The organism is Streptomyces sp. NBC_00663 (assembly GCF_036226885.1).
GTDB lineage: Bacteria > Actinomycetota > Actinomycetes > Streptomycetales > Streptomycetaceae > Streptomyces.
Map to the genome: position 1 here is coordinate 9,110,949 of NZ_CP109027.1, position 22,905 is coordinate 9,133,853.

Consider the following 22,905-nt stretch of genomic DNA (forward strand, 5'->3'; position numbering starts at 1 on the left):
ATCCCGGCGAGCGACACGCCCCGCCGCGAGGCTCCGCCCACAGCGTTCGGAAGGGTTTTGATGGCACAGGCGCCGCGTACGGCCGTGGACAAAGCGCTGGACCTGATCGAGGCGGTCGGCCGGGCGCCCCGGCCGCCCCGGCTCACCGACCTCGCCGACGAGGTCGGGCTGCATCGGGCCACCGCCTACCGGATCCTGGTGGATCTGGTGCGCCGCGGCTGGGTGCTGCGCGCCGACGACCGCTATCTGCCCGGCACTGCCGTGCTGCTCCTGTCGGCCCGGGCCGCCCACAACTCGCTGACCTCGCTGGCCCGTCCGGTCCTGGACAAGCTCGCCGCGCACACCGGCCTGATGGTCAACCTCCAGGTGCTGGAGAGCGACGGCTCGCGGGTGGTGGACGTGGTCCGGCCGGAACGCCTGGCGATGATCAGCACCCTGCTCGGCGACCGGCTGCCCGCCCACCGCTTCGCCGGCCCGCTCGCCCTGGTCGCCGCGCTCGCACCCAAGGCGCGCGGCCCCTACGTGGACGCCGCCCGGGCGCAAGGGCATCCCGTCGACGGTGACACCGGTCTGCTCGCCGACATCGCGCGGGCCGAGGCCGCCGGATTCGCCGTCGAGCACGGGCGCAACGACCAGTTCGTCGCGTCCGTCAGCAGAGCCGTCGTACCGGCCCCCGGAGCGCCCGTCTGCGCGCTCACCGTCGTCGGACCCGCGGCTGATTTCGACGAAGAGCATCTGCGAGGAGTGCGTGCGGCACTCGCCTCGGCGGTCGACACCCTGGGCGGGCTGCTCGCCCGGGCGGGCGCGGAGGCCGACTCATGACGGGAGTTCTGGTTCTCGACGGGGCCGCCACGCTCGCGGCCCTCGATCCGCACCGCCTGATGGCGGCCGTGGCGGACGCGCTCGTCGCCGTGGCGCGGGACCGGGCGTCCGCGCCGGCGCGCACGGCGGCCTTCACGCCGTACGGGCTGCTGGGCGCCATGCCCGGATACGTTCCCGGACAGGGCCTCGCCGCGAAACTGGTGACGGTCTTCGCCGATCCCGGGCACCCCGGCCGCAGCACCCACCGCGGCATCGTCGCCCTCTTCGACGCCGAGGACGGCCGGCCCCTGGCGGTGCTGGACGCCGAGCCCATCACGGCCTGGCGCACCGCCGCGTCCGCCACTCACAGCGCCCAGGTTCTGGCCCGCCCCGGCCCCGTCGTGGTCGTCGGCACCGGAGTCCAGGCGCGCGCCCAGGTCGGCCTGCTGGCCGCGCTCCGGCCTGACGAACCCGTCACCGTGGCGGGCCGCGATGGCGAGGCCGCTCGCGCGACGGCCGCACTGCACCCCGCCGGCCGCGCGGCCGACGGCATCGAGGACGCCGTACGGCAGGCGGCGACCGTGTACTGCTGCACCGGCACCACCCGCCCCGTCGTCCGGCGCGAGTGGCTGGCACCGGGCACCCATGTGAGCTCGGTCGGCGCCTCCCAGGGACACGAACTCGACGCCGCCACCGTCCGGGACGCGGCGCTCTTCGCCGAGTGGCCGGGAGCGGCCGGCACCCCGCCGCCCTCCGGCGCCCACGAGCTCCAGGCCCTGCCGGCGGACCGCACCGTCACCCTCCTGGGCGCCGTCCTCGACGGCTCGGCCCCCGGCCGGCGGGCGCCCGACCAGCTCACCGTCTTCAAGTCCACCGGGCACGCGGCCCTGGACGTGGCGGCCGCGTACGTCGTGCACAGCGCGGTGACGGGCCGGGGCACCGGGTAGGTGGCCGGGCCCGTCGGCGCCGGTCAGGGCTGCAACGGCAGCAGACCACAGGCCGATGTCACCGGCTTGCCGTCGAGGCGGTCGGTCAGCCAGGAGATCGCGTCGCCCTGGTCGGTGAGCAGGGGAGCGAAGTGGTTGATGAGGGAGCGGCCCACGTCCGGCAGGATCACGGGCTTGTAGGTCACGTTCCCGCCCAGACGGCACCAGTCGACGCCGAGTCGGCGCGCCTGCGCGTGCGGCACCAGATTGTCGCTCGTGCCCGTCGCCAGCCGGACCGGCCCGCTCGGGCGGGCCGTGCCGATGCGCTGTTCGTCGAGGAAGGCCTGGAGGGCGGGCTCGGCGGCGATGACGTCGCTGATGGTCCTGCCGTCGGTCGTCCAGGCGGTGCTGTGCGCCGAGTTGTACGCGAACAGCGCGTCCCCCACGCACATGGTGGACAGGTCGTCGAGTGCCGCGCGGCCGGCCGCGTTGAGGTGGGCGTCGGCGATCGGCCGCAGCGTCGGGTCGGACTGGAGGAACCCGTTGACGGACCAGCCCAGTGCGCCGGCGAGGTCGCTGCCGTCGATGGCCTTGGTGACCTCGGTCAGGTCGGCGGGCGGCGCGCCCGCATAGGTCCCGGCGAGGACCACGTCAGGGGCGTAGGCGGACCGGACTTCGGCGGCCGCCGCGGTGGCGCCGCCGCCCTGGCTGTAGCCGAACAGGGCCACGCGTGAGGCGGTGGTGAGCGAGGTGCCGGGCAGCGCGCGGGCGGCCCGGACGGCGTCGAGGACGGCATGGGCCTCGTCCACCCGGTTGACGTACGTGTGCAGCCGGTCGGTGGCGCCGAGCCCGGCGTAGTCGGTGACCACGACGGCGATGCCTCTGGCGAGCAGACGGTAGATCGCCAGGTCCTCGTAACCGACGGAAACGGTCTCCCCGTTGAGCTGGAGGGGGTGTTCGAGGCCGAGGGAGGCGGCGCACTGGTCGCCCTGTCCCATGGTCCCGGGAGCCAGCGCGACCAGTGGCCGGGGGCCGCTGCCCCGCCAGGCCGCGGAAGGCTCGATGTAGGCGCCCGTCACCGCCATGGGCAGGCCGTTGGAGTCCGTGGACCGGTACATCAGCCGGGTGGCCGTGCCGGGCAGCGGGCCGTCGACGCCGGGCAGGCTCAGCGCGAGCGGCAGCGGTTCGCTGCGCACGAGTGCGCCGTTGGCGTCGGGCAGTGTCGCGGGCGGGTCGTAGAAGGTGGGGATGGTGACGCCGCGGGAGACCACGGCCCCGCCGTCGGCGGCCAGGGCCGGGACGGTCGAGGCGCCGAGGCAGGCGGCGGCCGTGACGGCCACGGCGGCGAGGCGTACGGGTGCGGGCATGAGGGACCTCCGGAGCAGGGGGAGGCCGAGCTTCATGTGCGGCTCGGGCGCTTGACGGGCCGGTCGGGCGGGTGCGGGCGCGCGGAGGCGGTCGTCCCACCGCTGTTCCGGTCGCCGCACCCGGGTGCTCTTAGACGAAGTGTCAGGACGGTAGCGCCGAGCGGGTTACCACGGGTAGCTCCCAGGAGGTTACGGTTCAGTAATATACGGCCGCGTCGGGGCGCGCAGTGTGTCGCCCGCGCGCCCCTGGCTGTTCGCCGGTCCGCCGGCGGCACGCGTGGGGTGCGCCGCCGGCGGACCGTGACCCTTCGCCTCGTCAGGAGGCGACGAAGTCGGCGATGTCACCGAGCACGGAGGTGTCGGTGAGGAAGCCGATGTGGGTCTGACAGGCCACGGGGTTGTTGGTGGCGCCGTCCAGGCGGGTGCTGGTGTACGGGATGATGACGCCGTCGCACGGCGAGTACCAGGTGGCGTACTTCGTGCTCCCCGGCGTCTCGTCGCCCGAGGTGATCTGGCCGATGAACGAGGAACCCGGGTACATCTGCTGGCAGGTCGTGTAGACGAGACAGGCGCTGGCGTACGTGGTCCCGTGGTTGGCGCCGGCGATCGAGGCGAGGTGGCTGACGCTGGTGTTGCCGCCGAGGACCTTCAGGTAGTACTGGCTGACGAGGCCGCCCATGGAGTGGTTGACGAGGGCGACCTTGCTCGCGCCGGTCTGCGACTTGACGTTGTTGACGAAGGTCGCCAGGCCCTGGGCGTTGGTGATGTTGTTGCCGTAGGAGTTGTACTCGTAGGCGAACAGGTTCGAGCTGGACCAGCCGTTGAGCCGGAAGACGCTCATGGCGGTGACCCAGTTGGACGCGCTGCCCGTGTACCCGTGCACGAAGACGACCGGTGTGCTGGTCGACAGGGTCCCGGTGGCGTCGGCCGACCTGGTGGTGCTGGAGGCGCCGGTGGCGGTGGCGGTGGCGGTGCCGCTCGTGCGGTCGGCCGCGTCGGCCGCGCCGGCCGAGGTCGCCGAGGAGAACAGGGCGAGCACGGCGGTCACGGCCGCTACGGCGCCGGTAAGTCGACGTGCTGAACGACGGCTCATGGAGCCCTCCCAACGAGGGTGCGGGTGTTTGACCCGACCAATGTCGTGGGGCGGGGCGCGGCGGACATCGGCGGAATCACCAGTCGCCGGACCGCGGAAAGAGGACTGTCCCGACCCACCAGCCGTGGGGGCGGGACAGTTCAGCCTCGGCGCGGCGCAAGCCACATGCGCGGTGCGAGGACGGGTCAGCCGACGGACGCCTTCGCCTGCGTGGGGAAGCCGGGGCGGCCGGCGAGGTCGGCGGTGCAGTAGGCACACCTGACGGCCGCCGCGGGCACGGTGCTCAGGCAGTCCGGGCAGTCGACCTTGGTGACCGGCACGTCCTTGACCGGATTGAAACGCTCCTGGAGCCGGCCCACGGGGAGCACGACGGCGAAATAGATCACGGCGGCGACCAGGACAAAACTGATCAGGGCGTTCAGGAAGGCACCGTAGGGGAATGAGGTTCCCGCGACGGTGAATTCCTGCTTGCTGAAGTCACCGACCGCGCCGGTCGCCACTCCGATCAGCGGCGTGAGGAACGCGGTGACGAAACCGGTGACGACAGCGGTGAACGCGGCACCGATGACGATGCCGACCGCCAGGTCGACCACGTTGCCGCGCAGCAGGAACGAGCGAAAGCCCTTGAACACTGAATACTCCTGATATGAGGTGTGCCGGGACACCATGGACCTGTCGGCCGGACGGCCGACGGCGGTAATGCTGCCGTTCCACTTCTCCGCCGTCCAACCGCCTCACTCGTTCAAGTGAAAAGACCGAAATCCGCTCCACGGGAAAAGAAACTCCTCCAGCCGTACGTATACGGATCCTGGCGGCATCGGATTTGACCGGCCGAACAGCCGGGCAGGATTTGTGCACTGTGTCCGATGAGTCAGGAGAATTCATGCTGGAAGCTCTCACGGCGGTAGCTCGTCTCAGCTATGAGGCGTACGTGGAACATGTGAAGGCCTGCCGGCAGTGCTGGCCCTCGCGCTGCGTGGTCGCGGAGGAGCTGTGCCGGACCTATCTCGACGAAGTTCGGCCGAGGTGACGGGAAGTCCGTATACGGAGCCGCTTGGATTCCCGCCGACTCCCGGTACGTAGTACCGCACACCCATCGTGGGAGGGATGGAAAGCATGGGTGTTCGATCGTTCATTGCGGGGTGTGAATCGGCGCTCTTCGGCGCTACCCGGCGTGTCAAGGGCGCGTTGGAGTGGCCGTGGTGCGACAGCAGTGACGGTTCTTCTCTGGGTGGTCCCGTGCTGTCGTGCCGGTATTCCATTGCATGCCGAGAGCGTTACGGGGAGATGTGAAAGTGCGGACATCTGTCGTCGGCCGGACCGGCCCGACCAACTCCAGCGATGCGGACGGCGGCCCGTTGGTCGGCCGGGACAGGGATCTCGCGCGGCTGCGGGAGCTCATGGCCGGGCACCGGCTGGTCAGCGTGACCGGCTTGGCAGGTGTGGGCAAGAGCCGGCTGGGCCGAGCGGGCATGGGCACCGGTCCGTGGCAGCGCGTGGTCTGCGTGCGCTGGAAGGGACAGGGGACGGCCGTGCCCGGAGGCCTGGGCCGCCGCGTCCTCGCGGAACTGGCGGGCGAGGCGCCGGTGTCACGGTCGGCCGACGTCTTCGACGTGGCCGCCGATCTGCCGCCTCTGACGACCCTGTTGGTCCTGGACGATGTCGACCCGGTGCACCTGGAGTGCGTGGGTCTGGTGCAGCGTCTGCTGATGGCCCTGCCGACGCTGCGTGTTCTGGTGACGTGCCGCCGCCCGCTGGGCGTGGGGGAGGAACGGGTCTTCCGCCTGGCGCCGTTGGACTGCGGTGCCCCCCGCGATACCGAACGCCCTTCCTCCGCGGCGGAGTTGTTCGTGGACCGAGCGCGCGCGGTGATGGAGGACTTCCGCCCCGGACAGGCGGACCTGGAGGTCGTCGAGCAGGTGTGCTCGGTTCTGGAGGGAGTGCCGCTCGCCATCGAACTGGCCGCACAGCAGTTGAGCGTCAGCTCACTGGCCGATCTGCCCGAACTGGTGCTGGGCAACCAGTGCCGGCTGACCGGAAGCGGTCGGACGGTGCCACGCCACCGTTCGCTGAGAGCGGCCGTGCGGGCCGACTATGTGCTGTGCGAGGAGAAGGAGCGTGCCGTCTGGCGGCGCGCCAGCGTCCTGCTGGGCCCGTTCACCGAGGAGGCGGCCGCGTTCGTGTGCGCCGGTGGGGGCGTGGCCCCGGACCAGGTTCCCTTCTGCGTGGCCCGGTTGCTGTCCTCGGGCGTACTGGAGCGGCTGGACGAGCCCGGCGCCGGGGTACGGATGCCGCGCTACCGGATGCGGCGGGCGGCCCGCGACTTCGGCTTCGAACTGCTCACCGAGGCCAACGAGTTCCCGGTGGCGGCGGAGCGGCGCCTGATCCACTGCCGTCGGACGGCGGCCGTGGCCGAGAACCTCTGGAGCACGGGCTGCCAGCGGCAGGCCGTCGAACTCGCGCAGGAACGGTACGCCGACCTCCAGGCCGCGATCAGCCACGCGCTCGCCCAGCGGGAGCATGTGGAGTGGGCTGTGGAGTCGATGGTGAGCCTGTGGTTCTGGTGGATGGTGTACGGCCGTGCCGAGGAGGGCCGCCAGGCGTTGCTGGACCTGCTGTCCCTGCCTCCGGCCGACAGTTCCGCTCGCCGCGAGGGCTGGTGGCTGGCCGCGTGGATGTGCGCGGAGAGCGATCCGGAGCGCGCCGGCCGGCTGCTCGCGCGCGCCTGGCGGGCAGCCGTACTCGCCGGCGACGACGCCACCATCGGCCGCATCGCCTACGTCCACGGGGTGCTCGCCCTGCGGCACCACGACCCCGACGAGGCCGCCGCGCACTTTCAGCAGGCCGCGGACACCATCCCGCCCGACGCTCCGGGCGGTCCCTCACCCGCCGTCAGTCTGGCCGCCCTCGCCGTGGCCCAGATCCGCAGCGCGCCGGACGACGCCCGGCACAGCGCACGCCGTGCCCTGACCCATCCGAGCGTGCGCACCGACGCCTGGGCCACCATGCTCGCCCGCCATGCCCAGGCCCTCCTCGACCACCACAACGGCTACCCCGGGCGCGCGGCGCGACGGGCCCGCCGCGCGTTGGAGGCACTGGATTCCACACTGCCCGTCCCCGACGGAACCACGGCCCTGCGTGAGCTGATCAGAGACGCGGGGGAGCAGTCCGGCCGACCGCGTCGTGGCTCCCTTCTGCCGCTGCCCCGAGGGCAGGCGTCACCGCCGAAGCGGACGGACCGGCCGTAGCCGAAGCCACCGCGGTTTCAGGGCCTCGGTCCCTCGCCCGGCAGCGAGGGACCGAGGCCTTCACCGCTCGTCCTCCGGTCCCCGCGTGAGGTCTGTCGTCGGGACGAGCGGCGCGATCTGGGTCCGGGAGGAGACACCCAGCTTCGCGAGGATGTGCTCGACATGGGTGTCGGCCGTACGTTTCGAGATGACGAGGTGTTCGGCGATCTCCCGGTTCGTCATCCCTCCGGCCACCAGGGCGGCGACCTCACGTTCACGCCGGGTCAGGCCGCCCGGCGCGGGGGCCTCCTCTCGGGCGGGCGGGGCGGTCTCGTCCGACAGGGCGAAGTCCACGATCTGCTCGTGCGGCAGGGACGCGCCGGTCCGGCGTACCTGGTGCAGGAGCTGGCTGCCCATCGCCCGGTCGAGATCCGACAGGGCCCGCTCGTGCACGCGCAGCAGCCGCGCGTTCTCCAAGGCCCGTCCCCGGCCGAGGAGTTGGAAGAGTGCGTCCGCGCCGCCGAGGACGAGAGCGGCCCGCTGATGGCGGCCGAGGTCGGTCGCGGCCCAGACGAGGAAGTCGAGGGAGAGGGCGACGCCGAGGACGTCCGCTCTGCGGTCGTGCAGCGCCAGGGCGCGGCGCGCGGCGTGTTCGGCGGCGGCGGGCCGGCCGGCCTGGAGATGGGCGACGGCCAGGAAGCCGTGGGTGTGACCCTGGACGTAACTCTCCAGGCTGTCCTCCCCGACGAGACGGAGGACTTCCTCGAAGGCACCGATCGCCGCCTCCGGCCGGTTGTGGAGGGTGTGGACGATGCCCAGCCGCAGGTTCGCCAGCGCCACGTCCAGGTCGGTCCCGTACTTCCTGAGCCGGTCCAGGGACAGGCGCAGTTGGGTTACTGCCTCCTGGGAATCGCCCGCGACGGCCCAGGCCATGCCGTGACACATCAGGGCCAGGCCCTGGAGCCTGGGGTCGTCGAGTTGCGCGGCCTGCTCCTGAAGCACGGCGGCGAGCCGGTGAGCGGCTTCCGCGTCGCCCTGGATCACGGCGAACGTGGCGGCCCACACCAGGGTCTTGACGCGGTCCTCGGAGACTTCGGGCTGCTGGTCGAGCGCGCGGTCCATCCAGTACCGGGCCTCGGCCGGATGGCCGGCACACAGCCTGTACGGCCACATGGCGGCGGCCAGCGGCAGCAGCGTGCCGTCCGCGTCGGCGTACTCCAGGGCAGCGGTGAGGTTGCGGTGTTCGGCCAACAGCGCCTTGTGCAGGGGAACTTGCTCGGAGGTGAAGAAGCGTTTCTCGAACTCCCGCAGCCGCGCGTGGAAGTAGGCGATCAGTCGGCGCCGCAGGGCGGCCGTCTCGCCCGTCTCGTCGAGGCGTCGGCTGCCGAAGTCACGGATGACGTCGAGGAAGCGGTAGCGGTCCCCTTGCCTGAGGAGCACCGACTTGTCGACCAGTCCGACCAGTGAGTCCACGACCGATCCCGCGGGCAGCTGGGCGTCGGTGCAGACCGCGTCCACCGCCGGGAGATCGAAGTCGCCGCCGAAAACCGACAACCGGGCCCACAGCAGCCGCTCGTCGGGGGAGCAGAGCTGATGACTCCAGCCGATCGTCGCCGCTATGTTCTGATGCCGTGGCAAGGCCGGTGAGCGGCCGGCGTTCAGCACGGTGAAGCTCTCGGTGAGACGCGCGGCCAGCACGCCGAGGGGCAGTGCGCGCAGTCGTACGGCGGCCAGTTCGATCGCCAGCGGAATGCCGTCCAGGCGGCGGCAGAGAGTCGCGGCGAGCCTGCGCTCCTCCGCGGTGAAGGACAGGCTGGGAACGGCGGACGCCGCCCGCTGCTCGAACAGTTGCAGCGCCTCGCCGGCTTCTTCCTCCGCCAGGCCGAGCGGCCTCACGGGCACGACGTGCTCGGCGGGGATGCCGAGGGGCTGCCGGCTGGTCGTGAGGATTCTCAGCCCGGGAGCCTGCGCCAGCAGGACGCCGACCAGCAGCGCACAGGTGTCGACCATGTGCTCGCAGGTGTCCAGTACGAGCAGCAGTTCGCGTTCGGCGACGTAGTTCACGACCGCCTCGAAGCCGGACGGGCCACGCCGGTCCGGCAGTTCGAGGGCATCGGCGACGACCTCGGGGAGTCGTTCGGGCCCCCGCAGCCCGGACAGCTCGGCCAGCCGAATCCCGTCGGCGAGGGTCGGCGCCGCCTGGGCCGCGGCACGCAGGGCGAGCCGGGTCTTGCCGACGCCCCCGGGGCCGACCAGTGTCACCAGTCGTGCTCGTCTGAACAGCTGGGCCAGTTGGGCCAGTTCGTCGTCCCGTCCGACGAAGCTCGTCAACTCCGCCGGCAGATGGCCGGGTCGACGCCAGGAGGATAAGAACCCCACCAATAGCCCCACATTCACGCTCTGTGACACGGTGTGTCGGATGGTCAGGCCGCGGACAGCGGCGGACGCGGGCCAAGGTCATCGCCCGGCCCCGCACTTACTGCGTATACGGATCAGCGGTCGTCACCTTCGGGCGCCGCTCGATGCTCTCCGCGGAGGCGGGCTCGGCAGAATCGATTCTCTCCACAGCGCCCATCACTGCCCAGCCGTCTGCTCGACGCACCCTGCGGGAGTGAGGTGACGGGAGCGCGACGACGCTTCCCGGGCGCATTCGTGCTCGTGCGCGCCCCTGTTGTCGGGCTCCGCCCGGCCGTCGGCGGTGCTGGGGCGCTCGACGGGTTCGTAGTGCCCCGGGGTGGTGGCGAGAGTGAAGGCGATCAAGGCGACAAGGGCGGCGGTCGCCAGGGCGACGGTGCGGGTGAGTGCGCGCGTACGTCGCTCACTGCCGGCGCGTACGGACCACGGCTGGGCCAGTGTCGCGGCGTGCGCCTGGTCAAGACGTCGCCGGATCCACGCCTGAGGGGCGTTCGAGCTCTCGTCCCCGAGCCGGTCGTGCAGGGCGGCACGGGCGTGCGCCAGCCTGTTCCGGGTGGCCGGGGTGCTGGCCTGCATCTCCGCGGCGGCCTCACCGACGCTCAGGCCCAGCCCGTCGCAGAGCACGACGGTGCGGCGATGCCGGGGCGGCAGCGCCAGCAGTGCCTGCCACACGGCATCGCCGGGCAACGGGTCAGGGCGGGCGACGAGCCACCGCAAGCGGTGCCAAGGGGCGAGCGCGTACTCGTGCGCGCGCTCCCGAACCCACCCCACCGGGTCGGCGTCGCACGCCACTTCCGGCCAGTGCTCCCAGGCCTGGTGGAAGGCGAACTCGGTGGACTCGAAGGCCAGTCGGCGGCGCCCGGTCAGCAGGTACGTCTGCTGCACCAGTGACGGAGCGGCGTATACGTACAGTGCGTCGAAAGCGGCCTGCGCGGTCACCGCCGCAACCACGGCCGAGGCGTGCTCGCCCTCGGACCGCCCTCCCACCGCGGGGGACACGCCGGACACGTCCAGCGCGTGCAGGATCACCCGGCGCGACCTGTGCGCCGTAGTGACGCGCACGTCCACGGAACCGGGCGGGATGCCGTACATGCGGGGATTTCCTTTTCGCCATGAGTCGTTGAGAGGAGGGGCCGCTCCTCGGTGCCGACGCATCGCGTCCCGTTCTCCCACTCCCCGTGCGTCACGGCTGCCCAACGGGCTCGTCGTGCGCCAGGTCGCGCGCTGGGCCTGCGGATCACACCCTGGGCCGAGCCTTAGAACTCCCGTGCAAACAGGCCGCCCACGTATGCGTATCGCGGTCTGGGCATACCGATGGCCGTTCGCGAAGGTCCGGGAACGGCGTGTGGGAGAGCGGGAGACCGGGAGATCGGACGGGTCAGGGAGAGCGGGCGGGCGAACTGTGGATACGTATCTTGCGGCTGTACGTATGTCGCTGGCGGACGCCTCAGGGCATTCTCGATACGAAGAACCGGCAACAGCCGAGTCGCTGCCGCCGGTTGCGTGGAGAACCGCTCTCGCGGCGGCGGGTCCTCCCCCGGGCCCGCCGCCTCTTCGGGACGCGGTGCGAGTCGGTGCGCACCCGCAGCCCCCGCTTCGCCTGCCGGACACCGAGCCGGCAGGCGAAGCCCCAGGGCCTCGCGCCCGTCCGTCGTCACAGCGGGCGGCTGGCAGGGCCCGTGCCCCGGAGCCTCACACCGGGCCGTCGTCACGGACACCGGCTATCGAGGGCGTCCGTGGGGCGAGGACCGGTCGGTGCCCTCCACGTCATCCGTGGCTCGGCGACCCAGACAGGTGTTGAGGCGGGCCGCCTGGCGGGTGAGGTGGTCGCGTTCGGCGAGGCTGGGGGCCGTGTGGGCCGCCTGGGCGTACAGCCGGGCCGCCGTGGTCAGGTCACCGTCGCGTTCATGGAGGTAGGCCGCCACCGCGGTGTGACGCGGCAGTGCGGCGTCGAGTTCGGCGAGCGCGGCCAGACCGGCGCGCGGACCGTCGGCCTGGCCGACGGCGACGGCCCGGTTGAGCCGGACCACGGGACTGTCGGTCAGGCGGCTGAGCTCGTCGTACCACTCGACGATCTGCACCCAGTCCGTCTCCTCGGCGCGGGGCGCGTCCGCGTGGAGGGCGGCGATGGCGGCCTGGGCCTGGAACTCGCCCAGCCGGTCACGGGCGAGGGCCGCCTGGAGGATCCCGATGCCCTCGGCGATCAGTGCGGTGTCCCACCGGCCGCGGTCCTGCTCGGCGAGCGGGACGAGGCTGGCGTCGGGCGTGGTCCGCGCGGCGCGCCGGGCATGGTGGAGCAGCATGAGGGCGAGCAGCCCCGCCACCTCGGGATGGTCGATCGCGGCGGCGAGCTGCCGGGTGAGGCGGATGGCCTCGGCGGCGAGGTCGACGTCGCCGGAGTAGCCCTCGTTGAAGACGAGGTAGAGGACGCGCAGCACGGTGGCGACGTCACCGGGCTGGTCGAAGCGCACCCCGGACACCGTGCGCTTGGCCCGGCTGATGCGCTGCGCCATCGTCGCCTCGGGCACGAGGTAGGCCTGGGCGATCTGGCGGGTGGTCAGCCCGCCGACCGCACGCAGGGTGAGTGCGACCGCGGACGACGCACTCAGCGACGGGTGGGCGCACAGGAAGTAGAGCTGGAGGGTGTCGTCCACCGCGGGCGCGGGCCCGGGCGCCGGTTCCTCCTCGACCCGGTCCTCACGCCGGCGACGCGCGGTGTCGGCGCGGGTCGCGTCGAGGAACTTGCGCCAGGCCACCGTGACCAGCCAGCCCTTGGCGTCCCGCGGCGGATCGGCCGGCCAGACGCGCAGCGCCTCGATCAGCGCTTCCTGTACGGCGTCCTCGGCCGCCGCGAAGTCGGCTCCGCGGCGGACGAGAACGGTGAGCACGCCCGGGGTGAGGCTGCGCAGCAGGGCTTCGTTCATCGATGCGGGCAGTCCGTGACGGCGGGGTTCTCGGCCAGGAACGGGCGCAGCTCCAGCCACTCGTGGATCGGCCTCCCGCCCGCCCCCGGGGCCGCCGACAGCTCCCCGGCCAGCTCGACGGCCCGCTCGTGACTGTCGACGTCGATGATCATCCAGCCCGCGATGAGGTCCTTGGTCTCGGCGAACGGTCCGTCGGTGACCGGCGGGCGCCCCTCACCGTCGTAGCGGACCCACTCGCCCTCGGGGGCGAGCGCCTGACCGCCGACGAACTCGCCGCTCTCCTCCAGCCGGGCCGCGAAGTCGTTCATGTACCGCACATGCGCCGTGATCTCCTCGGGCGTCCACTTCTCCATCGGCACGTCGTTCACCGCGGCCGGGGCGCCGCGGTAGTGCTTCAGCAGCAGGTACTTGGCCATCGTGGTTCTCCTCGGTACGGGTGCGGCCCATTGTGGTCGCGTTCACCCCGGGGACGGAGCCGGACGCGGCTTCTCGACATCGGCGGCCGACCTTTTTCCGCGTGACCGTCGTGGGAAGGGCCCGGAGGCTCACCCGACCGGCCGGTCCTGGCCGAACGCGCTGATCAGACCATGGGCAGAGGTGTCGCCGAAGAGAAGCTCACGGAGCCGCGAGCCGTCGGCGGCGGCCTCGGCGCCGCGCGGCAACATGGCCCGCGGGCGTGCAGAACGCGGGGCTGCCGGAGCCGCCCGCCCGCAGCCGCTCACGCCTCCCGGCGCTTGCTGCCGATGATCCGGCCGCGGGCCTCGCCGAAACCGATCCGGGTTCCGTCGGCGCCGGGGGCCGTCGCGGTGAGGATGATCTCGTCACCGTCCTCCAGGAACGTGCGCTCCTGGCCGTTGACCGTGACGGGCTCCTTGCCGCCCCAGGTCAGTTCGATGAAGGCGCCGCGCTGCTCCTTCTCCGGGCCCGAGATCGTGCCCGACGCGAACAGGTCCCCGGTGCGCGAGGGGGCGCCGTTGACGGTCTGGTGGGCCAGCATCTGGGCGGGGGACCAGTACATCGCGGCGTACGGCGGCCGGGAGACGACCTGGCCGTTCCAGGCGACCGTGAGGTCGACGTCGAGGCCCCACGGCTGCCGCATCCGCAGATACGGCAGTACGGCGGGCTCCTGGACCGGGGCCGGGACCCGGGCCGCGTCCAGGGCGAGCAGCGGCACCACCCACGGGGAGATGGTGGAGGCGAACGACTTGCCCAGGTTGGGGCCGAGCGGGACGTACTCCCAGGCCTGGATGTCGCGTGCGGACCAGTCGTTGAAGAGCACGACCCCGAAGATGTGCCGCTCCGCGTCCTCGGCGCCGATGGACTCGCCCATGGCGCTTCCGGTGCCGAGGACGAAGCCGAGCTCGGCCTCGATGTCGAGGCGGGTCGACGGTCCGAAGACCGGCGCCGGGTCCTGGGGGCCCTTGCGCTGGCCGGAGGGGCGGATGATGTCCGTGCCGGAGACCACGACGGAGGCCGCCCGGCCGTGGTAGCCGACCGGAAGGTGCTTCCAGTTCGGCATCAGCGGGTCCGGGTTGTCGGGCCTGAAGAGCCTGCCCAGGTTCGAGGCGTGGTGCTCGCAGGCGTAGAAGTCGACGTAGTCGGCGACCTCGAAGGGCAGGTGCAGGGTCACCGAGCGCAGGTCGTGGACCGCCTCCGCGGGGACCTGGCCCTGGAGCCGCTCGGTGATCCCGGCCCGGACCTCGACCCAGCGGGCGTGGCCCTGCGCCATGAAGGCGTTGAGGCTCGGCCGGGCGAAGACATCGTCGTCCAGGAGCAGGGCGAGGTCGATGACGTGGTCGCCGTAGCGGACCGCGACGCGTGGCTCGGAGCCGGGCGTGGAGCAGACGCCGTAGGGCAGGTTGGTCAGGCCGAAGAGGGAGTCGGTCGGGACGGTCAGCTGGGTGGTGCTGGTCATGCGGACACCTCGGTCAGGTCGGCGACGGTCGCGGCGGGCAGGAGGCCGAGGTCGGCCGACTCGGTGGCGGGTTCGGCGACGGAGCAGGTGCCGAACGAGCGGAACAGGTCACGGACTTGGGGCGATTGGGCGCGCACCCGTTCGGTGACCCGTTCGCCGTCGCGGTCGGCGAGCAGCGCGACCAGCTCCGCCTCCCCGGCGCCCTTCAGGGCCGCGCCGGTGGCCACGAGCAGGTTGAGGAATCCGTGCTGCTCGAACCCGGTCTCCGGATCCGTGTTGCGCAGCGCGTGGTGCAGCCCCGCCGTCGCCTTGAACGCCACCCCGGCCCGCGTCGCGGCCAGCACGGCCGCCGCGAGCTCGTGCTCGTCGGGGTAGAGGTCGGCGCGTACGCCGCCGGTGCGGAACTTGGCCAGGTACGGCGTCCCGGCGAGCCCGGCGAGCAGCGCCTCGCGCCGGTCGTCGCGCGGTACCTCGACATAGACGGTGAGGTCGGTGTCGTCATGGAGCGCGGCGGCCAGAGCGGGTACGACGGTGTCGGCGGCGACCGCGTCCGGTACGGCGACCTCAAGACCGGTCAGCCGCACGGCCGGGATCCGGCGCGCCGCGGCGACAGCCTCGCAGACACCCGGCAGTGCGACGGTCACCGACAGGTCGAAGGAGCCCTTGGGGAGGCCGGCGGTCAACTCGGCGAGCCGGTCGACGTCCTTGGCGGCCAGCACGAACGCCCCCACCAGGTCGGCGTGGGCGCCGCGGGTGTGCGCCACGTGGGCCGGCACGGCCTGTTCGATCGGCAGGCTGCCGGGCGGGAAGACGGCCGCGTCGTCGAACAGGCCGACGAGTACCGCGGGGACTCGGGAGGTCTGCGGGGTGCTCATCGGTTCTGCTCCCAGGAATAGGCGTACGTCCCGTCGTCCGTCGCGCGGGCGGCCTCACCGAGCTGAAGGGGCCGGAAGGTGTCGACCATGACCGCGAGTTCGTCGAAGAACTCCGCCCCGATCGACCGCTCCATCGCGCCCGGCTGCGGGCCGTGGGGGTGGCCGCCCGGGTGCAGGGAGATCGAGCCCTGTCCGATCCCGGAGCCCTTACGGGCCTCGTAGTCGCCGCCGCAGTAGAACATCACCTCGTCGGAGTCGACGTTGGAGTGGTAGTACGGCACCGGGACGGCCAGCGGGTGGTAGTCCACCTTGCGAGGCACGAAGTTGCAGATCACGAAGTTGTGGCCCTCGAAGACCTGGTGCGCAGGCGGCGGCTGGTGGACCCGGCCCGTGATCGGCTCGAAGTCACGGATGTTGAACACATACGGGTAGAGACAGCCGTCCCAGCCGACGACGTCGAAGGGATGGTTCGGGAGGGTGTGGACGGTGCCCACCACACCGCCCGGCCCGGTGCTTGATGTACACCTCGACGTTCTCGCCCTCGGCGAGCCTGGGACCGACCGGGAGACGGAAGTCGCGCTCGCAGTACGGCGCGTGCTCCAGGAGCTGGCCGTGCCGGGAGAGGAAGCGCCGCGGGGGGCCGATGTGCGAGTTGGCCTCGATCGCGTAGATGCGTACGGCCCCGTCCGGGACGATCCGGTACGTGGTCGCCCGCGGGACGAGCACATAGTCGCCGTCGCCGACCTCAAGGTCACCGAAGACCGTCTCCACGCGGGCCCGGCCGTCCTCGACGTAGAGACACTCGTCGCCGATCGCGTTGCGGTAGTACGGGCTGACCGCGTCGGCCACCACATACGCCAGCCGTACGTCGTCGTTGCCCAGCAGCAGTCTGCGGCCGGTGACCGCGTCGACGCCCGACGCGCCGTCGGCGAACAGCTTGTGCGTGGAGAGGTGGCGGGGGACCAGGGGGTGATTGGGGGTCAGGGACTGGTCGCCCGGCTCCCACACCCGGTACTCCCGTACCGCCGACGGGATGTGCCGGTGGTAGAGCAGCGAGGAGTCCGAGGAGAAGCCCTCCTCACCCATGAGTTCCTCGTAGTAGAGGTTCCCGTCCGGGTCCCGGTGCTGGGTGTGGCGTTTCGGCGGGACCGCTCCCGCCCGGTGGTAGTACGGCACGTCACTCTCCCTTGTGCGCTCAGCGCACAGTAATGTGCGATGAAAGCGACAAGTGGACGGTAGGTCCGGGGCGCCGGCTCAGTCAAGGTCCCGCCCGTGCTCCCGGGCGCCGTCCGCGCGTGTGACGTGGCTTAACGTGACGCCCGAAGAAGCTCTGTCGTTCTCTCGGAGGTGCTGATGGCCACCCTGCAAGGTCTGGACCGTGGGCTTCGGGCTCTGGACCTGATCTCCCTGTCGGCCGACGGGCTGACGGTGGCGGACCTGGCGGCGCGGCTGGAGATCGACCGGGCCATCGCGTACCGGATCGTGCAGACGCTGGAGGAGCACGCGCTGGTGTCCCGGCAGGGCAAGCGGGTGCGGCTCGGCGCCGGTGCCGCCACGCTGGCCGGTCGGTTCCGGCAGCAGCTGGTGCTGGTGGCCCAGCCGGTGTTGCAGGAGCTCGCGGACGGCACCGGTGCCTCCGCCTTTCTGACCCTGGCGCACGGTGCGCGGGAGTGCGTGTCCGTCGCGGGTGCGCAGCCGACCGTCCAGCACGGTCCCGTGCAGGTGGGCTATCGCATCGGCGTCCGGCATCCGCTGGAGCGGGGGGCGAACGGCGTCGCGATCCTCGCGCTGCAACCGCCCCTGCCGGACGACTCCGAGGAGATCGCGCGGGCGCGGGAACTGGGCTACAGCGTCACCTCGGGGCAACTCCAGCAGGGTGCCACCGGGATCGCGGCGGGGTTCGAGGTGCCGGGCGCGGTGGGCGCGTCGGTCGGTGTGGTGGCCATGCACGAGTTCGACGTCGAGTCGGTCGCCGCGCGGGTACGGGAGTCGGCCTCACGACTGGCGTCGCTCAGCAAGGCCTGACGGCCATCGCGCTCGGCTGGGCATTTTGTATATGAGAACTGGCCTGGCTGGAGGCAAACTGAGCAGCTTGAACAGCTCAGAACGTCACTCTTGTGCAGGTGAGGTGACCCGGTGTGTTCTACCGCCACGCGTTGCGGACACGCACACCGAAAGGGATGACGTATGAGCATCGAACAGACCCTCACGAGCCAGGAGCGACTGGCGGAACTCGACCTTCAGCAGCTCAAGCAGCTGGTCGGGCTCGTCGAGTACGACGCCGAGGGCGACCCGTTCCCGGTGACCGGGTGGGACGCGGTGGTCTGGTCGGTGGGCAACGCGACGCAGGCCGCGCTGTACTTCCAGGTGGTCTTCGGTATGGAACTGGTCGCCTACTCCGGCCCGGAGACCGGAAACCGTGACCACCACGCGTACGTGCTGCGCTCCGGAGCGATCCGGTTCGTGCTCAAGGGCGGCGTCGACCCGGACAGCCCGCTGCTCGACCATCACCGCCGCCACGGTGACGGTGTCATCGACATCGCCCTTGAGGTGCCCGACGTCGACAGGTGCATCAAGCACGCCCGCGCCGAGGGCGCGACCGTCCTGGAGGAGCCGCACGACGTCACCGACGAGCACGGCACCGTGCGGATCGGGGCCATCGCCACGTACGGCGAGACCCGCCACACCCTGGTGGACCGCTCCCGCTACACCGGCCCCTACCTGCCCGGCTATGTCGCCCGGAGCTCCGGCTACGTGAAGCCCGAGGACGAGCCCAAGCGCGTCTTCCAGGCGCTCGACCACGTCGTGGGCAACGTGGAACTCGGCAACATGGACGAGTGGGTCGACTTCTACAACCGCGTCATGGGCTTCACCAACATGGCCGAGTTCGTCGGCGACGACATCGCCACCGAGTACTCCGCGCTGATGAGCAAGGTCGTCGCCAGCGGCAACCACCGCGTGAAGTTCCCGCTCAACGAGCCGGCGGTCGGCAGGAAGCGTTCGCAGATCGACGAGTACCTCGACTTCTACCGCAGCCCCGGCGCCCAGCACCTCGCCCTCGCCACCAACGACATCCTCAGGACCGTCGACATCCTGCGGTCCAAGGGCATCGAGTTCCTCGCCACGCCGGAGAGCTACTACACCGACCCGGCGCTGCGCGCCCGCATCGGCGAGGTCCGCGTGCCCATCGAGGAACTGGCCTCGCGCGGCATCCTCGTCGACCGTGACGAGGACGGCTACCTGCTACAGATCTTCACCAAGCCGATCGGCGACCGGCCCACCGTGTTCTTCGAGTTCATCGAGCGCCACGGCTCCCTGGGCTTCGGCAAGGGCAACTTCCAGGCCCTGTTCGAGGCGATCGAGCGCGAGCAGGAGAAGCGCGGCAACTTCTAGGGCCCGGAGGTGGCGAGCCCTCTGGCCGAGGGAAGCGGGCCCCGTGCGGCGGTCTGTGTGGCTGCCTGCCCGGTATCCACGAGATGCGGTGCGGGGCCTGCGACAATAGGGGCGGCGGGCTGGACGGCCGCCCGCTGAGGTCGAGGGCAGAGGACGTGACATGAACCGGCCGCCGGGCATGATGGACGTGGCCCGGGAGGCCGGTGTCTCGCACATCACCGTCTCCCGTGTCATCAACGGCCATCCGTCGGTACGGCCGGAGACCCGCACCCGGGTCGAGGCGGCGATCCAGAAGCTGGGCTACCGCCGTAACAGTGTCGCCAGGGCCCTCAAGAGCCGCCGTTCCTCGACGATCGGCGTGGTGATCGTCGGGTCGGACCTGTTCGAGCTGCCGCGCATCCTCCTGGGTGTGGAGACCGCCGCCAAAGAGGCCGGTTACTGGGTGAGCCTGGCCAGCCGGCAGGGCGAGAGCACCACCGGTGACCTCATGGAGACGCTACAGCGCCTCACCGACCAGTCGGTGGAGGCGATCGCGGTGGTCGCCGACCGGCCCGACGCCGTGGAGGCGCTGTCCCGCCTCGCGATCGGGGTGCCGGTCGCGGTGGTGATGTCCGGCAGCGTGGCCAACCCCGACCTCGGTTTCGTCGAGGTCGACCAGGAACTCGGCGCCCGTCTGGCCGTTCGTCACCTCCTCGACCTCGGACACCGCCACATCGCCCATCTCACGGGCGCGCTGCGCACCTTCGACGCCCGGGCCCGCGTCGACGGCTGGCAGGCCGAGCTCGCCGAAGCCGGAGCGGGAGCTGGAGCTGAAGGAGCCCTGCTGGAAGGCGACTTCAGCGCGGAGAGCGGATTCCGTCTCGCCCACGAACTCTGCGCGGGCGACACCCGCCTGCCCACCGCGGTCTTCGCCGGGAACGACCAGATGGCGATGGGCGCGCTGGCCGCCTTCGCCGAGCGGGGCGTGAAAGTGCCGCGGGACGTCTCGGTCGTCGGCTTCGACGACATGAAGGGCGCCGGATATCTGGTACCCGCCCTGACCACCGTCCGGCAGGACTTCACCCACCTCGGCAGCAGCGCCATCGAGCTGCTGGTGGACATGCTGGGCGGTGAGCCACCGCAGCGTCGCCGGCTCACCCCGCGGCTGGTCGTCCGGCGCAGCACCGCCGTACCGCGCACGGACTCCTGAAGCGCACCGGCGCGTCGAAAGTTTCGCTCTCCTGCCGAGCTGTCGCCGTGACCGCCACCGTCTGTACCGTCGGGCAGGCAACCGTGATGCCGTCGGGCAGCACGCAAGAGCCGCCCCTCACCAGGGGCATCACCCTGGAGCACGAACAGCGCATGCGTCATCGGGAACTCGGCCGTACCGGACTGACCGTGTCGGAGATCGGCTACGGAGCCTGGGGCCTCGGCCAGGGCGCCTGGGTCGGCGCCGACGACGACTCCGGCGTACGTGCCCTGCACCGCGCGATCGATCTGGGTGTCACCTTCATCGACACCGCCCGGGCCTACGACCGGAGCGAGCGTGTCGTCGGTCGCGCACTCAGGGAACTGCCGGGCGGCGGGGACGGCGTCGTCGTGGCGACGAAGTGCGGGCCCAAGGTACCCGTGTCCCTGGCGCCCAGTGGCCTCGACGTCATGGAGGCCTTCCCCGGCGCGCATCTGCGCGAGAGCCTGGAGACCAGCCTGCGCGAACTCGGCCGCGACCATGTCGACCTTCTCCAGTTGCACACCTGGGAGGACGGCTGGACCGGCCGCGGCGACTGGCTGGAGACCGTGGACGCCCTCAAACAGGAGGGCAGAATCCGGGCCTTCGGGATCTCCGTCAAGGACCACCAGCCCGAGAACGTGCTCACGGTGCTGCGCACCGGGGTCGTGGACACGGTCCAGGTCATCTACAACGTGTTCGAACAGACGCCGTCCGACGCGCTGTTGCCGGCCTGTGAGGAGTACGGCGTCGGCGTGATCGTCCGAGTCGCCCTCGACGAGGGCGCCCTCACCGGAGCGATCCGCGAGGGTGTCGTCTTCCCCGAGGGCGACTGGCGCAACTGGTACTTTCGCGACGACCGTCCCGCCCAGGTCGAGGAGCGCGTGGCGGCGATCCTCGCCGAGCTGCGGATCAGCGCCGACGAACTGCCCTCCGCAGCCCTGCGGTTCGCCCTCGCCGGGCAGGCGGTCTCCACCGTCATCGTCGGGATGCGCTCCCTGGCGCACGTGGAACGCAACGCGGCGATCTCCGACGCGCCACCGCTGACCGGCCAGGAGCTGGCACTGCTGTCCGCGCACCGCTGGGACAAGAACTTCTACGGCTGATCCGACACGCCGGGCGTGTACGTGAACCACCGCACGAGCGCCTCGCCGGTGTCGCCGATGCCGTGGAGGCCGAGGTGGACGCCGACGAACCCGCCCGCACGTTCCGTGCTGAAGAAGGGCCGTTCGACGCTGCCCACGGTGATCGAGGTGCCCGCGTCCTCGACGCGGAAGGTGTAGCCGGACTCGTCGCTGTCGACGGCGAGGACGACCTCGCTGTCCGAGACGGGCGTCGCGGCGAGGCGCGTGGTGACGCCCGCTTCGACGGCGGTGAGCACGACCTGCGGAGTTCCCGAGGCGTCGGCGGTGAGGGCGAGCGTGGCGTGCTGCCGGTGGTGCTGGAAGACGACCAGCCCCGCTGCCTGCGCGGGCGTGGCGGCGGCGCAGCGGATCCGGGTGGCGGCCCGCATCCGCACATGCTGCTGGCGGCGCGCGACGAACGCGGGGGTGCCGGTCGAGGTGAGGGGCTCGGGGGAGAGGCGGAGGGTCAGGCCGCCCGGTCCTGGGCGCGGTGAGACGCGGTCGTCGACGGGTCCGCGGAGGCTGCTCCAGTCCGGTCCGAGCGTCGGGCCGTCGAAGGTGTACCGCACCGGTGCGTCCGGACGCGGGCCGGCGTCGGTGCCCGCGTCGATGCCCGCGGGGAGCCGCTCCGACAGCCGCACGCGTCCGGCGTCCGGCGCGAACACGGGCCCCCGGGGCGTCCATTCGGCCGGGACGAGGAACACCTCCCGGCCGAGGGTGTGCGTGCCCTCGATCGGCCGGACCGCCAGGGCCACGGCCCAGGTCTCCCCGGCGGGTGTGTCGACGAGGTCGACATGGCCGACGTTGTGGATCGGCTCCGCCGCGCCGCGGTGGCGGTGGGTGAGCAGCGGGCTCCTCGGGTCGGTGGAGTAGGGGCCGGTGACGGTGTCGGCGCGGGCGGCGGTCACGGCGTGGTGGTGCTCGGTGCCGCCCTCCGCGCCGATCAGCCAGTACACGCCGTCCCGCTTGTACACGTGCGGTGCCTCCACCCAGGCGCCGCGCATCGCGCCGTACCACAGCGCGTGGGCCGGTCCGGTCAACGCCAGGGTGTCCAGGTCGAGTTCGCGCAGGTACAGCTCACCGGGGCCGGTCACCGCCGGTTCGGCGGCGTCGCGGCAGGCGGTGAACCAACAGCGGCCGTCGTCGTCGAAGAAGAGCGACGGGTCGATCCCCTCCGCGTCCAGGACGACCGGGTCGGACCAGGGCCCGGCGGGGTCCGACGCGGTGAAGAGGTAGGTGGTGCTGCCCTGGCGGCCTCTTGCCAGGGCCACGACCACATAGAACATCCCGTCGTGGTGGCGGATCGTGGCGGCCCAGAGGCCGTCGGAGACGTCGAGGCCGGTCAACGACACCTGCGTCGGGCGGTCCACGACATGTCCGAGCGGTCGCCAGTCCACCAGGTCCCGGCTGTGCAGGACGGGGAGCCCGGGGAAGTACGCGAACGACGACGTGACGAGGTAGTAGTCCGCCCCGACCCGGCAGACCGACGGGTCCGGGTGACTGCCGGCGAGAACGGGGTTGGCGAAGGTCGGCACGGGCGCACTCCGGGGCAGGCGGGTGGGAGCGGGATGCGTCCGGGGCATAGGCCCGAACGCCTTGTTAACGTTAACATCGGCTTGGTTCCCGGCCGATACCCAG

17 protein-coding genes and 1 pseudogene are annotated in these 22,905 nt (G+C 71.7%); 7 read left to right on the forward strand and 11 right to left on the reverse strand.

Translation table 11 applies throughout. The annotated features are described in order from the left end of the window. The first annotated feature begins 60 nt into the window (after positions 1–60). Positions 61–822 carry an IclR family transcriptional regulator gene (locus tag OG866_RS41475; RefSeq protein WP_329342888.1) on the forward strand — a complete coding sequence of 254 codons (762 nt, stop codon included), beginning with the start codon at positions 61–63 and terminating at the stop codon, positions 820–822. Beyond that, positions 819–1,748, forward strand: coding sequence for an ornithine cyclodeaminase family protein (locus tag OG866_RS41480; RefSeq protein ID WP_329342890.1), 930 nt, complete (start codon positions 819–821; stop codon positions 1,746–1,748). The genes OG866_RS41475 and OG866_RS41480 overlap by 4 nt, the downstream gene beginning before the upstream one ends. A gap of 23 nt (positions 1,749–1,771) precedes the next feature. Here the strand turns inward: OG866_RS41480 and OG866_RS41485 are convergent, their stop codons facing one another. The 3 genes from OG866_RS41485 to mscL form a co-directional block, all read right to left on the reverse strand. Further along, positions 1,772–3,094, reverse strand: a complete 1,323-nt coding sequence (locus tag OG866_RS41485) for a lipase family protein (RefSeq protein ID WP_329342892.1) — start codon at positions 3,092–3,094, stop codon at positions 1,772–1,774. Positions 3,095–3,410: 316 nt separating this feature from the next. Further along, on the reverse strand, positions 3,411–4,187 hold the full coding sequence (locus OG866_RS41490; RefSeq protein WP_329342894.1) for an esterase/lipase family protein: 777 nt from the start codon (positions 4,185–4,187) through the stop codon (positions 3,411–3,413). Positions 4,188–4,372: 185 nt separating this feature from the next. Then, the gene (gene mscL / locus OG866_RS41495) at positions 4,373–4,819 is read right to left on the reverse strand and encodes a large conductance mechanosensitive channel protein MscL (protein WP_329342895.1); all 447 of its coding nucleotides are present in this window, start codon (positions 4,817–4,819) and stop codon (positions 4,373–4,375) included. Between the two features lie 663 nt (positions 4,820–5,482). Between mscL and OG866_RS41500 the strand changes: the two genes are divergently transcribed. After that, the gene (locus OG866_RS41500; protein WP_329342897.1) at positions 5,483–7,435 is read left to right on the forward strand and encodes an ATP-binding protein; all 1,953 of its coding nucleotides are present in this window, start codon (positions 5,483–5,485) and stop codon (positions 7,433–7,435) included. Positions 7,436–7,495: 60 nt separating this feature from the next. On the opposite strand, the gene OG866_RS41505 is transcribed toward OG866_RS41500, so the two are convergent. The 7 genes and pseudogenes from OG866_RS41505 to OG866_RS41535 form a co-directional block, all read right to left on the reverse strand. Beyond that, complete coding sequence (locus OG866_RS41505) at positions 7,496–9,793, reverse strand: ATP-binding protein (protein ID WP_329342899.1); 2,298 nt, start codon at positions 9,791–9,793, stop codon at positions 7,496–7,498. Between the two features lie 195 nt (positions 9,794–9,988). Further along, the gene (locus tag OG866_RS41510; protein ID WP_329342901.1) at positions 9,989–10,921 is read right to left on the reverse strand and encodes a sigma factor-like helix-turn-helix DNA-binding protein; all 933 of its coding nucleotides are present in this window, start codon (positions 10,919–10,921) and stop codon (positions 9,989–9,991) included. A gap of 629 nt (positions 10,922–11,550) precedes the next feature. After that, complete coding sequence (locus OG866_RS41515; RefSeq protein ID WP_329342902.1) at positions 11,551–12,753, reverse strand: RNA polymerase sigma factor; 1,203 nt, start codon at positions 12,751–12,753, stop codon at positions 11,551–11,553. Continuing rightward, on the reverse strand, positions 12,750–13,169 hold the full coding sequence (locus OG866_RS41520) for a YciI family protein (RefSeq protein WP_329342903.1): 420 nt from the start codon (positions 13,167–13,169) through the stop codon (positions 12,750–12,752). Before OG866_RS41520 ends, OG866_RS41515 begins: the two co-directional genes overlap by 4 nt. Before the next feature lie 302 nt (positions 13,170–13,471). Further along, positions 13,472–14,668 carry a fumarylacetoacetase gene (gene fahA / locus OG866_RS41525; protein ID WP_329342904.1) on the reverse strand — a complete coding sequence of 399 codons (1,197 nt, stop codon included), beginning with the start codon at positions 14,666–14,668 and terminating at the stop codon, positions 13,472–13,474. Then, a complete protein-coding gene (locus tag OG866_RS41530; RefSeq protein ID WP_329342905.1) occupies positions 14,665–15,543 on the reverse strand; it encodes a hypothetical protein in 879 nt (292 codons plus the stop codon). The genes fahA and OG866_RS41530 overlap by 4 nt, the downstream gene beginning before the upstream one ends. Further along, positions 15,540–16,719: pseudogene (locus OG866_RS41535) on the reverse strand (homogentisate 1,2-dioxygenase). The gene OG866_RS41530 and the pseudogene OG866_RS41535 overlap by 4 nt, the downstream one beginning before the upstream one ends. 177 nt (positions 16,720–16,896) lie before the next feature. On the opposite strand from OG866_RS41535, the gene OG866_RS41540 reads away from it, so the two are divergent. The 4 genes from OG866_RS41540 (at position 16,897) to OG866_RS41555 (ending at position 21,249) form a co-directional block, all read left to right on the forward strand. Continuing rightward, positions 16,897–17,568, forward strand: a complete 672-nt coding sequence (locus tag OG866_RS41540) for an IclR family transcriptional regulator (RefSeq protein WP_329342906.1) — start codon at positions 16,897–16,899, stop codon at positions 17,566–17,568. 162 nt (positions 17,569–17,730) lie between these two features. Continuing rightward, positions 17,731–18,936 (forward strand): 4-hydroxyphenylpyruvate dioxygenase, encoded by a 1,206-nt coding sequence (hppD, locus tag OG866_RS41545; protein WP_329342907.1) that lies wholly within the window; start codon positions 17,731–17,733, stop codon positions 18,934–18,936. A 160-nt stretch (positions 18,937–19,096) separates the two neighbouring features. Then, positions 19,097–20,125, forward strand: coding sequence for a LacI family DNA-binding transcriptional regulator (locus tag OG866_RS41550; protein ID WP_329342908.1), 1,029 nt, complete (start codon positions 19,097–19,099; stop codon positions 20,123–20,125). 152 nt (positions 20,126–20,277) lie between these two features. Beyond that, positions 20,278–21,249, forward strand: a complete 972-nt coding sequence (locus tag OG866_RS41555; protein ID WP_329344534.1) for an aldo/keto reductase — start codon at positions 20,278–20,280, stop codon at positions 21,247–21,249. Here the strand turns inward: OG866_RS41555 and OG866_RS41560 are convergent. Continuing rightward, positions 21,240–22,802 (reverse strand): glycoside hydrolase family 43 protein, encoded by a 1,563-nt coding sequence (locus OG866_RS41560; protein ID WP_329342909.1) that lies wholly within the window; start codon positions 22,800–22,802, stop codon positions 21,240–21,242. The genes OG866_RS41555 and OG866_RS41560 overlap by 10 nt on opposite strands. Positions 22,803–22,905: the final 103 nt, after the last annotated feature.